Here is a 13,293-nt window from a genome sequence, read left to right on the forward strand (position 1 = left end):
TCGATAAAATGTTTCGTTAGAAATCTTATTTACAGAAAAACATTCAGTTTTATATAAGTTATGAGATGTTTCTTCGAATAATCGTCGGTAAGAAAAAAGGGGGAATTTTGATGGAGTCATCTGTTATTAAAGTGCTTGATGATTTGGATGTGAAAATTTTAGATATATTGCAGAAAGAATCACAAGTAAGTAATGCAGAGCTTGCACGCCGTGTTAATTTATCTCCAGCTGCGATGCATGCACGAATAAAAAGGTTAGATGGGGAAGGTTTTATTGATAAGCAAGTAGCAATTTTAAATCAAGAAAAGCTTGGATTTGATTTATTATGTTTCATTTTTATGAGCACGAATATTCATCAGTATGAAAAGCTTGAAGTGTTAGAACGAGAATTAGAATCTATGCCTGAAGTGTTAGAATGTCACTGTTTAACAGGAGAGTATGATTATTTATTAAAAGTTGCAAATCGTGATCGTAAGGAACTGGAGCATTTTATTAGAAAGCTGAATAAGCTTGGTATTACACGTATACAGACGAGTTTAGCACTTCGTGAAATTAAATATTCGACGGTATTGCCGATACGAAATGAGGAACCGAGCATCGATTAAGTTGCTTGGTTTTTTGTTTGTGTAAAGTGAAACTTTAATTAGTGGGGGTTTTGTTCATCCACCACTGATTATTAGCCTTCACCAATCGGGCGTTTAGGGGCAGCCCGACTCCCACCTACCTTCTTTGCTTCAGCCGAATTTTGAGGTGGGAGTCTTACTGCCCGTTAATGCGGGATAAAATTCAGAAAAGTGATTGACGGAGAGAAAAGAGAGATGTATTATTATATAAAATTATGAATTAAAATTCATTCATTGTTATAAATATTAATGCTGGGGGCAAGGGGATATAATATGAAAATCTTTAATGCGGTTACAAGTGATGTGAAAGAAATTTATAATCTCATTGAAATGTATGCAAAAGAAGGAGTTGTTTTACCGCGTTCTCTTTTGTCCCTCTATCAATATTTACAATGTTTATATGTTATGAAAGAAGGGGAGGAAGTCGTTGGAGTTGCTGGTTTGCATGTGTTAGGAGAGGATATCGCAGAAGTACGATCGTTAGTAGTTTCGCATACATATGCAGGAAAAGGGATAGGGCGTAAGTTAGTGAATCATGTAATGAATGAGGCGGCGAAGATAAAAGTGAACAGGGTAATTTCTTTAACATATGAAACAGAATTTTTTCAAAAGTGCGGGTTTGATTTTATGAATAGAGAAGCATTGCCAGAAAAAGTGTGGATTGATTGTAGACATTGTCCAAAAGTTGATTATTGTGATGAGGTGGCGATGATACGGTATGTGGGGTGAAATTTTTAGAGAGAAAAAAGGCCCACTATTATTTAAGAAATAGTGGGTATCTATATTTTGATCAGAAATGAGATGTTGTTAAGAATTTGAATTCGTTTGTCTCACTGCAAAATTAAAAATGGGATTTTTAAGCTCATAGTTATAAGTAGAACCATCGACCAGCCCTACAACTTTATCGCTATCATAAAGGTCGAGCATAAATTGTGCCATTTGTTTTGCAGTGTGGAATTTCGGTACAACATTATCGTATTGGAACTCATCAATATCAAATGAACGTTTTGCGAATTCTGTTTCAGTTGCACCAGGAGCTAAAACTTTTGCTTTTAGTTTTGCACCTTGTTCTTTCAGTTCGTGAGATAGTCCTTCTGTAAATGCACTTACATAAAATTTCGTAGCGCAATACGTAACAGCATTGGCAACAATCGTATATCCACCGCCTGATGAAACGTTAATAAGCTGTGTTCCTTCGGTCATTGAATAATCTCGAACGAAAAGGGAAGATAGTATTGTTAGTGCTTCTATATTTACATGCAACATCGTTTCTATTTTGTTTAAATTTTGTTCAGCAATTGAGGCGAAATTACCAAAACCTGCGTTGTTAATCCACGTTTCAATTTGAAAACTTTGTAGACTTTCATAAAATTTATAAACTTCTTCAGTGACTGATAAATCAGTTCTTCGAATGACAACATCCAATTCCGGATGCATTTCGTTAATTTTCAATTTTAATTCTTTTAATTCTGCTTGTCTTCGAGCTACAAGTATTAAGTTTTTTCCGCGAGATGCAAAGGCTAAAGCGGATTCATAGCCAATTCCTGAACTAGCACCAGTAATAACAGTATATTTCATATAAAAGCCTCCTAAATTCAAATTAATTTATCATGGTTAGATTGTATTTGTTAGAGTATACTCTAAGTCAAATGTTTTTTATAATTTGGATAAGGCAGTAAAATATATGAGAGTAAATGGCGTGCGGAGGGAGAATGGTTATGTACACAATTAGCGAGGTAGCTAAATTATTAGGAGTGAGCACACATACATTACGTTATTATGAAAAGGAGAACATATTAATTGCAAATCGCGATGCAAATGGGAATAGATTGTATGAAGAGTCACATATAAAGTGGTTGCAGTTTGTAATGAAATTAAAACAAACACAAATGCCGATAGCGAAAATAAGAGAATATGCTAGATTATATTTAGAAGGGGAGCATACAACCGAAGCTCGTTTACAGCTCTTAGAAGATCATAGGAAATCTATTCAGATTCAAAGAGAAAATTTAGAAGTTACAGAGAAGATGCTCGAAAATAAAATTATTGCATACAAAGACTCGTTGAAAAGTAAATAGCGTACAAAATATTTCGTTCTTTGTTGCATGTTGAAAAGGGAGTACAGGTCTTTGTTTTGGAATTTATCTATGAGTATTTAATTATAATGTGCCGATAAATTAAAAAAGAGCAGTTAGCTAAAAGCAACTGCTCGATTCAAAGGGATCTCCAAGGGGGGAATGGAGAAAATATTATGTTACTACCATTATTCACAGATTATTAAGAAATATTCATGTGGATTTAAGAAATTTAAAATATTTTTGGTTAATAGAATCCGGGTATTGACACTTTATCAATTGGTCATGTAGAATGTTTATGAATGACATTCAGTCATTTTTTCTGTGGAAGGGTGTAGATAAGCAACTTTTATGTGTAGTTAGCTTAATAACGGAACAAATATAAGGATAAATGAGGATGATATTGGTTTTTTAAATAGTAGTTAGAGTGAGATTATATTTTTAAAATTAAAAATGACTGACGGTCAGTCAGTAAATAATAGAAGGTGAGAGATATGAAAAATAAAGCCTGGTTATATGTCATATTAACATGTATTTTTGAAATTTTTTGGGTGTTTGGTTTTAATACAGCTCATACTTGGTGGCATTGGGTCATTATTGTAGGAGTTATCGCTGTTGATTTTTACTTCCTATCGAAAGCGTGCGAACATCTTGCAACAGGGACTGTATATGCTGTGTTTGCCGGAGCTGGTACGGTAGGTACTTTCCTAATGGATGTATTCCTTTTCGGCGGCAGTTTCAGTGTAGGAAAACTATTCTTTATCGTGATGGTTGTAGCGGGCGTTATCGGTTTAAAACTGGCTGATAATAAAGAAGAAACCGCGGAAGAAATTGTGAAAGGAGCTGCTTAAAAATGGGTTGGTTTTTCGTATTTTGTGCTGCAATTAGTGAAATAGTCGGTGTGATAGGCCTTAAAATGTATAGTAAAGATAAGACGTTAGCAAATGGAGCGATTTATATAGGTGGATTTGCAACTTCCTTTGCATTCTTATACACATCTTTCTTGTTCTTACAAGTAAGTGTAGCTTATGCGGTTTGGATTGGCATTGGAACAGCAGGAGCTGTTTTATTAAATATGTTTCTGTTTGGCGAATCGAAAAGTAAGGCACGTTTGATTAGTGTAGCTCTTATCGTATGTGGAGTTACGGGGTTAAAAGCTCTTTCATAAGAAAAGGATATTAAAGCTAAATCTCCTAACGATTTGTTGGGAGATTTTTATTATGAAAAGTGCACGATGATTGACAGTACAGCTAGTTATTTTATAAAATGAGTGACAGTCATTCAATACGCGTGTGAAAGGGTTTAGATGATGAATAAAAAAGAAAAAATTGTCTATGCATCTATTGAAGTGTTTCAGGAAAAGGGCGTTGAAAAAACGAAGATTTCTGATATCGTGAAATTGGCTGGCATTGCACAAGGAACTTTCTATTTATATTTTCCTTCTAAGTTATCTGTTATGCCTGCAATAGCAGAAGTGATGGTTGAGAAGATGATACTTGCAGTGAAAGAAAAAGTACAGAACGATTCACCTTTTTCAAGTAAAGTTGAGCAAGTAATAGATGCAGTATTTACCTTTATAGCTGAATATCGTGAAATACAAGCATTAATGTATGCGGGCCTTGCATCAACTGAACATATAAAAGAATGGGAAGCTGTATATGAGCCTCTTTATATATGGCTAAGTGACTTTTTAAGTGAGGCAAAAGAATCAGGTGAAATTCGTGATTCGGTTCACGCAGAGCGAACAGCGAAGTTATTTATCGCTCTTGTTGAATCAGCAGCGGAACAAGTTTATTTATATGATCATAAAGATGATGAGCAAGTCGAGCTACAAAAGGCAGAAGTACTAGATTTTTTAACACATGCACTACATATAAAGAAGTAGTAAGATGAACCTGTCTGAAAAGGTAGGTTCATTTCTGCGGGAAACTGAATGATAGTCATTCACCCTGTGTTTATGTATGTGTGGAAGGATAGAGTGAAATTCTAATGAGTGGGGACATCTTTACTCAGTATGAGCCCACAAATAGCAGGATAAAGAAAAAGCTTCTTGGGCATTATTTTTGAGAGGAACTACGGGAAGAGGTGTTAAAAATTGAAGAAACCGATAAAAGAACAAAAGATGGTATTGATCATTCTTTTGAGTAATATATTTATCGCTTTTTTAGGGATTGGATTAATCATTCCGGTTATGCCGTCCTTTATGAATGATATGAATTTAACAGGAAAGACGATGGGTTATCTCGTTGCAGTGTTTGCGATGGCGCAGCTTATTACTTCACCTATTACGGGTCGTTGGGTCGACATTTACGGTAGGAAGAAAATGATAATCATTGGATTATTTATTTTTGGTGTTTCAGAGCTCCTTTTTGGATTAGGTACAGATGTGTGGATGCTTTATGCAGCGAGGGTGTTAGGCGGAATTAGTGCCGCGTTTATTATGCCGGGTGTTACGGCATATGTTGCTGATATTACTTCTATTCAAGAACGTCCAAAGGCGATGGGCTATCTTTCAGCCGCTATTAGTACCGGATTTATTATAGGGCCTGGAATTGGAGGGTTTATTGCAGAATACGGTATACGTGTGCCGTTCTTTGTGGCAGCAGTGATTGCCTTTGTTGCATGCGTGATTTCTATATTTATTTTGAAAGAGCCGTTAACGAAAGAAGAACTTGCAGAGATTGCAGCTAATACGAAAGAATCCAGCTTTATCGGAGATTTAAAGAAATCATTAAATCCAATGTATGCAATCGCATTTATTATTGTATTTGTACTCGCATTCGGTTTATCAGCATATGAAACTGTTTTTAGTTTGTTTTCTGATCATAAATTTGGTTTTACACCGAAAGATATTGCTGCAATTATTACGATTAGCTCCATCTTTGGGGTAGTTGTGCAAGTATTTATGTTTGGCAAATTGGTTGACATGTTCGGTGAGAAAGTATTAATTCAAATATGTTTAATTGTAGGTGCAGTATTAGCATTCGTCTCAACTGTAGTCTTTAATTATTGGATTGTACTTCTCGTTACTTGCTTTATTTTCCTAGCATTTGATTTGCTTCGTCCAGCTTTAACGACGTTTTTATCAAAAGCAGCTGGAAAAGAGCAAGGATTCGTTGCTGGTATGAACTCAACGTATACGAGTTTAGGAAATATCGCAGGACCAGCGATGGGCGGAATATTATTTGATATAAACATTAATTATCCATATGCATTTTCAGGTGTTGTTTTAATCGTTGGTCTCGGCATTACATTTATGTGGAGAGAGAAACAGCTAGCTCAAAGTTTTGCGAAGTAATGTAGTGAATAACGAAAAGCCTCTTACTATTTTTATGGTAAGGGGCTTTTCGTTTATAAACTTAATCCAAACCGCTTTAGTTCAATAAATATCCCCTCTAATTGCTTTCCTTTATCCGTTAATGTGTACTCTACACGAGGCGGAACTTCTGGGTATACTTTTCGCGTTATAATTCCTTGCGTTTCCAATTCTTTTAGGCGAAGCGATAAAGTTTTCGGACTAATCCCATCCATTGATTTTTGTAAATTACTAAAGCGTAAAGTTCCTTCGATAAGAAGGTCACGAATGATTAAAAACGTCCATTTTGTACTAATTACGTCAAGCGTTTTAGCGATAGGACAAGGTATACCAGATAAACCTTTCGTTAATACAACTGGATCTATATTGCTCATGGAAATAGCCTCCATAAAAATTTTTTGAATGAATTTGCCTTATCGTATCACAAAACTATCTTTTTAGTAACTATATGAAAAAAATATCACTACTTCCATAAAGGAAGTTATTGCATATACAATAGCAATACGAAATACAAAGGGTTTGTATGAGGAGGAGGTGATTTCCATGGGTATGAAAAAGTTGTTTATGCTTCTTAGTTTTTTTGTCATTTGTATTGTGCTTGTAGCATGTAGTGGTGAGAAAAAAACTGAAATTCAGTTAGTAAAGGAAATGCCGAAGCCAAAAGCAATGACAATTGATTCTTCATTAAGTAAAAAGGAAGCGACAGAAATCGTGCATGCAGCTCAGCGTTTTTATGCATTTTGGGATACAGGTAAAGAGGAGCTTATTCCGCAGACTGTTACTGAAAATTTTTTCGATAATACACTGCCGAAAGGCCGCCCACAAGGCACTGAAGGATTAAAATTTGCGGCACAAAATTTTCGGAAAGTCGTTCCAAATATACATTGTGAGATTGAAGAATTACTAGTTGCTGGTGATAAAGTAACGGCTCGTCTTTCTTTTACAGGAACTCATAATGATAAGGAAATCAATTTTTTTGCAATTGATATTTTACATGTGAAAGACGGAAAGGTAACGGAAGATTGGCATTTAGAAGATAATCTTACGCTGAAGCAGCAACTCGGCTTAATAGCTGAAGAGTAGATCATATAGGGGAGAGAAAAGTGATGAAAAATATATTGATTATAAATGGACATGAAAAATATGGTACGAAAGAAGGACGATTAAATAGAACGTTAGTAGATTATATGGTAACTGTATTAAGCGAGAATCATCATGTGAAAACAACAACGATTCAAGATGGCTATAGTATTAAGGACGAACAAGAGAGGTTTTTATGGGCTGATGTTGTAATTTATCAAACACCTATTTACTGGTTTAGTGTACCGGGATTATTTAAAACATATATGGATGAAGTGTATGAATACGGTTTGTTCTTTAAAGGTGCAGATGAATACGGAACAGGTGGTTTATTAAAAGAGAAGCAGTATATGTTTTCTACAACTTGGAACGCACCTGAAAAAGCATTCGGAGATAAGACGAAGTTCTTTGAAGGAGAAAGTTTAGAATCAGCACTTAGTCATTTACATCGTGTGCAGAAGTTTCTTGGTATGAGTCCGTTAAAGAGTTTTGCTTGTTATGATGTGGTGAAAAATCCGGATATTGAGCAATATTTATTGAACTTGAGAGATCACTTAGATAGAGTAATTAAATAATAGTTTGTATCTGTATGTGAAGAAGGTACTACTAAGGATGTAGTACCTTCTCTTTCATGAAATACGTTGAAAATCTTTACTCATACAGGACGGTTTTAGTTTTTTTGATTTGATTAAATGTTTAATATCAGAGATGTTATCGTATGAAAGTTGAGTATGATAATAGTTAATGTACTCAAGTAATGCAAAAATATAAATAAATAGAGTGAATGATACCCCGCCTAAAGGTAAGTGGGGATACCAAATTACAAAATCAATAGTAAACGTAATAAATCCCGTGACAATCAATGCTATATTTATCTTTTTAAGTACTTTTAAATATTGAATCATCCTAATAGGTGTAGTAGATGTTTTCTCTTTTTTTAGTCGTTTCCGCTTTACGTACCAGTAAATTGCTCCTTGTAATAAGATAAACTCTAAAAGAAGAAATGAGATCCAAAAAGAAAATAGGGAATATAAATGTAACGTAGGATAAGCATAATTAAGTAAGTAACTTGTGAAAATAAAAGTAATGACTGAAAATAACTCACCTGTGTATAGATAGGAAAGTCTTTTTTCTAGGTTGCTTTTCATGGTTCTTCTCCTTTTATCCCGCATTAACGGGCAGTAAGACCCCCACCTCAAAATTCAGCGGAAGCAAAGAAGTTAGGTGGGGGATCAACTGCCCGTAAAAGCCCGATTGGTTCAACTAATAATCAGTGGGGATGAACAAAACCCCCACTGATTAAAGTTTCACTTTATAAAAACTCATATTTTAATACGTGGATGGCTGTATCCATAACTTCGCAAAATTCGCCCAACCGAATGAATCAATTGTTACGTTTTTTAAAGAAGAAGGGTATGTTTTTCTTTTTAAAACGTGATAGTTAAATAAAATGATGTTTTCAGCTTGTAAAAACTCTTCAATCTCATACATGAGCTTATACCGTTTTTCTTTATTGTCTTCTAATAAAAAGGTATCAAGTAAACAATTAATTTTTTTTGCATAGTGTGGGTCCATGAATCGATTTACGAAGCAACTTTTATTTTTAAATACATTTAAAAATGCAATTTCATGATCGGTAGCAAATACTTCCCCCATGAAAATAATATCCGCATGTTTATCAATAGAACGATCCATATAATCTGAAACGAGAAATGGGTGAAGTTCTACGTGTACTCCTAATTGTTCGCAGCGTTCTTTTAGGAAATGTGCATCATTTGCACTATCTTTAAATGCGAAGAAATAAATATGTATCGTTTCGCCATTATAGGTGCTCTTTTTTAAATAATCTTTCGCTTTTTCTAAAGAGTAGGACCTGTTAGGAACTTGGCGGCTTCTTTCAGGAAAAAAGCTTGATGCAGCAATGGTTCGTCGCCCCTCTATATTACGAAGTATCGTTTTAACGTCATATATTTCTCTCCAAGCTTTACGAAAATAAATGTCGTGGTGGGGACCAGGTTTTGTAAAGTTGAAGCTAGCATAAATACAACCTATTTCTTCTATTTGTATATCATGCCTTTCATTTTCCTCTTCATTTGGTAGTTCATAATCAGCATCTATTTGCAAATGATCAGGAATACCCCAAAATTCAATACGGTCTAATAACGCACGCTCTTTAAAATAATGGGTGAACGCTTCGAGTACGATATTGTCTTCAGAGTAATGAGTAAGTTTAAAAGGTCCAGTACCTATGTAGTGATGATTTTGAATAACTGCATCATGCGGTAAAATTGCGAGTTGCATGGAACTCACATAACGTAAGAAAAAAACGTTAGGTTTTGCTAAATGAAATCGTATTTGCAGTGGTGATGGTGTTTCAATTTGAACAATTTCTTCTGTTAACCATTCGAAAGGGGAGTGGATTTGTTTTAATCTTTCAAATGAAAATTGTACATCTTTAGAAGTTAAAACTGTTTCGTTATGAAAATGTATATCCTTTCGTAAATAAAAGGTCCACGTAAGCCCGTCTGCACTTAATTCCCACGTATGTGCAATGTGTGGTTCCATTTTTTCAGTAACATCATTATAAACGACTAACGTATCAAAAATTTGACTCGTAAGATGGCTCTCCGTAGTTACAGCCACAAAAGCCGGATCTAATGGGAATATCTTTCTTGATATAGGAATCTTCAATATGTCGTACATATCATTTGAAGGTTTGTATCCAAAATGATGATGTAGTTTATTTTCTATCTTTTTTTGAAGTGCAAGGGGTAGAGGTTCTTTTAAAAGAAGAAAAACATCCTTTAATTTTTCTTGCGCTAACAGTTCATCTGTATAGGATTCAATTGCTTCTAGGAAACTATGTGCAAATAAGATTTCTGTTTTATTCCCGCGGCCTCGTCCTGGAGTCCAGTGAATTAATTGCTCCTCGTTCATTTTCTTTAATAAAATCTTTACGTTTTTCGTACTGCAATATAAAACATCCGCTAATTCTTGTAAGCTATTTCGTATATGTTGTTGATCTTGTGCATGTAGCCTTAGTCTAATGTAATAGTCCATAATTTTCATATGTACACTTCCTTCTATAATAAAGTGAAACTTTAATCAGTGGGGCATCCCCCACTGATTATTAGCCTTCACCAATCGGGCTTTTACGGGCAGTTGATCCCCGCCTAACTTCTTTGCTTTCGCTGAATTTTGAGGTGGGGGTCTTACTGCCCGTTAATGTTTGATAAAAGGGGAAACTCTTTAGAATATTCTAACCTTTTTCTTCCTCTTTTTCAAAGTAAAATGAATAAGCATAAGGAGGGGGAAACAATGGGATTTTGGAGTATGCACCGAAATATAAAAATTAGAATTATAACTTCGTTTTTAACACGCACTGTATCCACAATGATTTTTCCATTTATGGCAATTTACTTTTCAATAAAATTAGGTAGTGCGATTGCTGGTGCTTTATTACTGATCAATGTGCTAGCAGCATTAATTATCGGTTTATATGGTGGGTATGTTGGAGATCGGCTCGGTCGTAAAAAAGTAATGATTATCGGCCAAAGTATACAAGTCGTTTCCATTGCTTGTATGGGAATTGCAAACTCAGATTATGTAGATTCACCGTGGCTAACATTTGTGTTTATGTTAGTGAATAGTTTAGGATCTGGACTTATGAATCCAGCGACGGAAGCGATGTTGATAGATGTGAGTACACCTGAAAATCGAAAAGTGATGTACAGTATTAACTACTGGGCTATTAACTTATCAATTGCGATTGGAGCAATATTTGGCGGATTACTATTTGAGAACTATAGATTGCAATTGTTTATAGGATTAACAGTTATTGCAGTTATTACTTTATATGTGATGGCTGTATATATGGAAGAAGTGTATGTGGCACGAAAAACGGTGGAGAAGAAAAATGTATTAAAAGATATGGCAGATAGTTATAAAGTCGTGATGAAAGATAGAGCGTTTTTAATTTTTTGTGCAGCAAGTATATGTACACTATCGTTAGAGTTTCAAATTAATAATTATTTAGGGATACGTTTACAGAAGGAATTTGAAACGGTGCACTTTTTCTTCGGGAATGGTTTTACATTCGATTTAACAGGTATTCGAATGCTCAGCTGGATATCGGCAGAGAATACAATTTTAGTTGTGTTATGTACAGCGCTTCTTATTAAAATGCTGAAAAGCTTCAACGATTTGAAAATTTTATATGTTGGTTTATTCATTTACACGATTGGATTTACAATACTCGGAACGAGCAATAGTTTATGGATCTTATTAATCGCAGGGCTTTTCCAAACTGTAGGAGAGATGATGTATGTGCCGGTTCGTCAATCTATAATGGCGGATATGGTGCCAAATGAGGCAAGAGGTTCATATATGGCGATTAACGGAATGGTCTTTCAAGTGGCAAAAATGAATGGGGCATTAGGTGTTATGCTAGGTTCATTTATTGCATCTTGGGGCATGAGCGCTCTATATTTCATCGTTGGTATGAGCAGTATTTTATTATTTATGAAGGCGATAGGGAAAGAGAAGTATCAGAATGAAGGAAATGTTTCTCAGATTGGATGAAACTATATAAAAGCGAACCAGTTATACTGGGACCCGCTTTTTATATAATTTTTAAAACGGATCAACTTCAGCTAAATCAGGATTGGCGTTAGGGTTTGTTAATAAGGTTTTCAGCTCACCTACTTCTGAGAGAGCGACGAGGATATAACCACTAATAAGGACGATGAGTCCGATGACTCGTAATGTTTGCAATTTAATGTCACGGCTATTTTCTTCTGAGTTGTTCTGGGGCGTTGCAGGCGGATTGTTGTTCATAATAGAGCTCCTATCTTTTTTATTTATATGTGCGAAATCATTATTAACGTATGGATAGGAATTGTATAGTCATTTTCACTATATGAGAAATGCCTATGAAAAGTGATTATAAATTTTAGGACGAGAAAAGAGGCTGTTATGTACAGCCTCTTTTCTCGTTAAAATGAAGAAATTCGTTTCTTCGTTTTTGGTACAATAATAAACTTTATCCAAAGTACGCCGATTAGAATAATAATCAAAGCATGTAGTAATTGTCCTGTAGCAATGAGTATAACACTTGAAAATGCAATGAGTTGAATACTTAGCAATATGAAAATTAAGCTGAGAAATTGACTCATTCGTTCTTCAGTATCAATTGGATATAATGCTACAATAATATTTCCCGAAAAATATTTCCACAGAGAACGAAGCTGCATAGAAATCATATATAGGATGATATAAACGATAGCACCTTTTACGTATATATTCGGAACAAAATATAGGATGAAAGCACCGATTACCCCCAAGCGAATATATATACCGAAATAATCATTACCACGTAAAAATGCAAGTGTATGTAAATAGAAGAAAGTAGCTTGTTTTTTATGTAGTAAAGGTTCAATCCAATTTGTAAGCCATTTTCTTTTATTTACTTGCTTATTCAGTTGCGGAACATCGGTGAAAATGCTAGCAAATTGATAGAAACGAACGTCCATTTTTTCTTCTTGTTCGATTATGTAATCCCACGGTATTCGTTTTGTAGGTTGTTTCTTCGTGTATAGAAGCAGGAAAGCAAGAAGTAAGAGTAGTCCGCCTAATACGATCATATTTGCAGTATAAAACAGCATGTAAATGATCAGGGCGTTACAAGCAATGCGAATGATAAACCATATGCTTTTTTCATAACTATCACGCCACATCCAATGTATGTATATGTTCCAGCCCTTTAGAATCATTAAAATTATAAAGATTGTACATAAAAAAGGTACGGTTAATTGTAATGATTGCATGGCAAGCGGTACGATAACAAGGAACATAAATATAAGCGGGAAAAGCTGAATGATGTAATTATATAGAAGAGATTTTTTAAAATAAGATGTTAATTTCTCTTCTAGTGCTAGTAAATAGACAGCATCGGGCTTTTGAATAAATGTACGTATTGGGCATCTCGTTATAATCGCTGTTAAGACGATTGTAATAAGCAATAGAGATATTCCTTTAGAAGGATCCGTTTTAAGAAACTTAGCGTAATAATATGCACCTACACATGAGACGAAGATGAAGCTATATAGTAAACCGTTAATCATACGTGCAAAGTATGTGATGGCATTTTGAATATGTTGTTGAAAGCGAGAGCTCCATAGTGATTCGATTGACATGTTTT

General features: G+C 34.8%; 16 protein-coding genes. 10 read left to right on the plus strand and 6 right to left on the minus strand.

What is annotated here, in order from left to right:
• Positions 1-110 precede the first annotated feature (110 nt).
• On the plus strand, positions 111-605 hold the full coding sequence (locus AC1DKZ_RS22305; RefSeq protein WP_063219320.1) for an Lrp/AsnC family transcriptional regulator: 495 nt from the start codon (positions 111-113) through the stop codon (positions 603-605).
• Between the two features lie 291 nt (positions 606-896).
• Positions 897-1,352, plus strand: coding sequence for an N-acetyltransferase (locus AC1DKZ_RS22310; RefSeq protein WP_219299907.1), 456 nt, complete (start codon positions 897-899; stop codon positions 1,350-1,352).
• Between the two features lie 78 nt (positions 1,353-1,430).
• Here AC1DKZ_RS22310 and AC1DKZ_RS22315 read toward each other — a convergent pair whose 3' ends face one another.
• On the minus strand, positions 1,431-2,201 hold the full coding sequence (locus AC1DKZ_RS22315) for an SDR family NAD(P)-dependent oxidoreductase (protein WP_431181381.1): 771 nt from the start codon (positions 2,199-2,201) through the stop codon (positions 1,431-1,433).
• A gap of 140 nt (positions 2,202-2,341) precedes the next feature.
• Here AC1DKZ_RS22315 and AC1DKZ_RS22320 point away from each other — a divergent pair, with 140 nt between their 5' ends.
• The 5 genes from AC1DKZ_RS22320 to AC1DKZ_RS22340 all read left to right on the plus strand — a co-directional run bounded on the left by AC1DKZ_RS22320 (position 2,342) and on the right by AC1DKZ_RS22340 (position 5,996).
• Complete coding sequence (locus AC1DKZ_RS22320) at positions 2,342-2,701, plus strand: MerR family transcriptional regulator (RefSeq protein WP_002188427.1); 360 nt, start codon at positions 2,342-2,344, stop codon at positions 2,699-2,701.
• Between the two features lie 491 nt (positions 2,702-3,192).
• Positions 3,193-3,549 (plus strand): DMT family transporter, encoded by a 357-nt coding sequence (locus AC1DKZ_RS22325; protein WP_002134594.1) that lies wholly within the window; start codon positions 3,193-3,195, stop codon positions 3,547-3,549.
• 2 nt (positions 3,550-3,551) lie between these two features.
• Positions 3,552-3,866, plus strand: coding sequence for a DMT family transporter (locus tag AC1DKZ_RS22330; RefSeq protein WP_000539672.1), 315 nt, complete (start codon positions 3,552-3,554; stop codon positions 3,864-3,866).
• 138 nt (positions 3,867-4,004) lie between these two features.
• A complete protein-coding gene (locus AC1DKZ_RS22335; RefSeq protein WP_476997051.1) occupies positions 4,005-4,583 on the plus strand; it encodes a TetR/AcrR family transcriptional regulator in 579 nt (192 codons plus the stop codon).
• A gap of 210 nt (positions 4,584-4,793) precedes the next feature.
• The gene (locus AC1DKZ_RS22340; RefSeq protein WP_002140503.1) at positions 4,794-5,996 is read left to right on the plus strand and encodes an MFS transporter; all 1,203 of its coding nucleotides are present in this window, start codon (positions 4,794-4,796) and stop codon (positions 5,994-5,996) included.
• 53 nt (positions 5,997-6,049) lie between these two features.
• Here AC1DKZ_RS22340 and AC1DKZ_RS22345 read toward each other — a convergent pair whose 3' ends face one another.
• Complete coding sequence (locus AC1DKZ_RS22345; protein ID WP_476997052.1) at positions 6,050-6,388, minus strand: winged helix-turn-helix transcriptional regulator; 339 nt, start codon at positions 6,386-6,388, stop codon at positions 6,050-6,052.
• Positions 6,389-6,557: 169 nt separating this feature from the next.
• Here AC1DKZ_RS22345 and AC1DKZ_RS22350 point away from each other — a divergent pair, with 169 nt between their 5' ends.
• On the plus strand, positions 6,558-7,097 hold the full coding sequence (locus AC1DKZ_RS22350) for an ester cyclase (RefSeq protein ID WP_476997053.1): 540 nt from the start codon (positions 6,558-6,560) through the stop codon (positions 7,095-7,097).
• Positions 7,098-7,120: 23 nt separating this feature from the next.
• On the plus strand, positions 7,121-7,669 hold the full coding sequence (locus tag AC1DKZ_RS22355) for an NAD(P)H-dependent oxidoreductase (RefSeq protein WP_431181384.1): 549 nt from the start codon (positions 7,121-7,123) through the stop codon (positions 7,667-7,669).
• A gap of 54 nt (positions 7,670-7,723) precedes the next feature.
• On the opposite strand, the gene AC1DKZ_RS22360 is transcribed toward AC1DKZ_RS22355, so the two are convergent.
• Entirely contained in the window at positions 7,724-8,242 is a 519-nt protein-coding gene (locus tag AC1DKZ_RS22360) for a general stress protein (RefSeq protein ID WP_476997054.1), read from the minus strand.
• A gap of 181 nt (positions 8,243-8,423) precedes the next feature.
• Positions 8,424-10,163, minus strand: coding sequence for an ABC transporter substrate-binding protein (locus AC1DKZ_RS22365; protein WP_476997055.1), 1,740 nt, complete (start codon positions 10,161-10,163; stop codon positions 8,424-8,426).
• Positions 10,164-10,412: 249 nt separating this feature from the next.
• Between AC1DKZ_RS22365 and AC1DKZ_RS22370 the strand changes: the two genes are divergently transcribed.
• A complete protein-coding gene (locus AC1DKZ_RS22370; RefSeq protein WP_256485630.1) occupies positions 10,413-11,675 on the plus strand; it encodes an MDR family MFS transporter in 1,263 nt (420 codons plus the stop codon).
• Between the two features lie 51 nt (positions 11,676-11,726).
• On the opposite strand, the gene AC1DKZ_RS22375 is transcribed toward AC1DKZ_RS22370, so the two are convergent.
• Both AC1DKZ_RS22375 and AC1DKZ_RS22380 read right to left on the minus strand, forming a co-directional pair.
• Positions 11,727-11,930, minus strand: a complete 204-nt coding sequence (locus tag AC1DKZ_RS22375) for a hypothetical protein (RefSeq protein WP_002010828.1) — start codon at positions 11,928-11,930, stop codon at positions 11,727-11,729.
• A gap of 158 nt (positions 11,931-12,088) precedes the next feature.
• The gene (locus AC1DKZ_RS22380) at positions 12,089-13,288 is read right to left on the minus strand and encodes an ABC transporter permease (RefSeq protein WP_476997056.1); all 1,200 of its coding nucleotides are present in this window, start codon (positions 13,286-13,288) and stop codon (positions 12,089-12,091) included.
• Positions 13,289-13,293: the final 5 nt, after the last annotated feature.

Source organism: Bacillus sp. 05T21, from assembly GCF_056396785.1.

What these genes read in the sequence shown, in the direction of transcription:
- AC1DKZ_RS22325 (WP_002134594.1), top strand. Translation starts at nt 3,193, where the DNA reads ATGAAAAATAAAGCCTGGTTATATGTCATATTAACATGTATTTTTGAA.
- AC1DKZ_RS22360 (WP_476997054.1), bottom strand. Translation starts at nt 8,242, where the DNA reads ATGAAAAGCAACCTAGAAAAAAGACTTTCCTATCTATACACAGGTGAG.
- AC1DKZ_RS22315 (WP_431181381.1), bottom strand. Translation starts at nt 2,201, where the DNA reads ATGAAATATACTGTTATTACTGGTGCTAGTTCAGGAATTGGCTATGAA.
- AC1DKZ_RS22310 (WP_219299907.1), top strand. Translation starts at nt 897, where the DNA reads ATGAAAATCTTTAATGCGGTTACAAGTGATGTGAAAGAAATTTATAAT.
- AC1DKZ_RS22350 (WP_476997053.1), top strand. Translation starts at nt 6,558, where the DNA reads ATGGGTATGAAAAAGTTGTTTATGCTTCTTAGTTTTTTTGTCATTTGT.
- AC1DKZ_RS22375 (WP_002010828.1), bottom strand. Translation starts at nt 11,930, where the DNA reads ATGAACAACAATCCGCCTGCAACGCCCCAGAACAACTCAGAAGAAAAT.
- AC1DKZ_RS22380 (WP_476997056.1), bottom strand. Translation starts at nt 13,288, where the DNA reads ATGTCAATCGAATCACTATGGAGCTCTCGCTTTCAACAACATATTCAA.
- AC1DKZ_RS22305 (WP_063219320.1), top strand. Translation starts at nt 111, where the DNA reads ATGGAGTCATCTGTTATTAAAGTGCTTGATGATTTGGATGTGAAAATT.
- AC1DKZ_RS22370 (WP_256485630.1), top strand. Translation starts at nt 10,413, where the DNA reads ATGGGATTTTGGAGTATGCACCGAAATATAAAAATTAGAATTATAACT.
- AC1DKZ_RS22355 (WP_431181384.1), top strand. Translation starts at nt 7,121, where the DNA reads ATGAAAAATATATTGATTATAAATGGACATGAAAAATATGGTACGAAA.
- AC1DKZ_RS22345 (WP_476997052.1), bottom strand. Translation starts at nt 6,388, where the DNA reads ATGAGCAATATAGATCCAGTTGTATTAACGAAAGGTTTATCTGGTATA.
- AC1DKZ_RS22330 (WP_000539672.1), top strand. Translation starts at nt 3,552, where the DNA reads ATGGGTTGGTTTTTCGTATTTTGTGCTGCAATTAGTGAAATAGTCGGT.
- AC1DKZ_RS22335 (WP_476997051.1), top strand. Translation starts at nt 4,005, where the DNA reads ATGATGAATAAAAAAGAAAAAATTGTCTATGCATCTATTGAAGTGTTT.
- AC1DKZ_RS22320 (WP_002188427.1), top strand. Translation starts at nt 2,342, where the DNA reads ATGTACACAATTAGCGAGGTAGCTAAATTATTAGGAGTGAGCACACAT.
- AC1DKZ_RS22365 (WP_476997055.1), bottom strand. Translation starts at nt 10,163, where the DNA reads ATGAAAATTATGGACTATTACATTAGACTAAGGCTACATGCACAAGAT.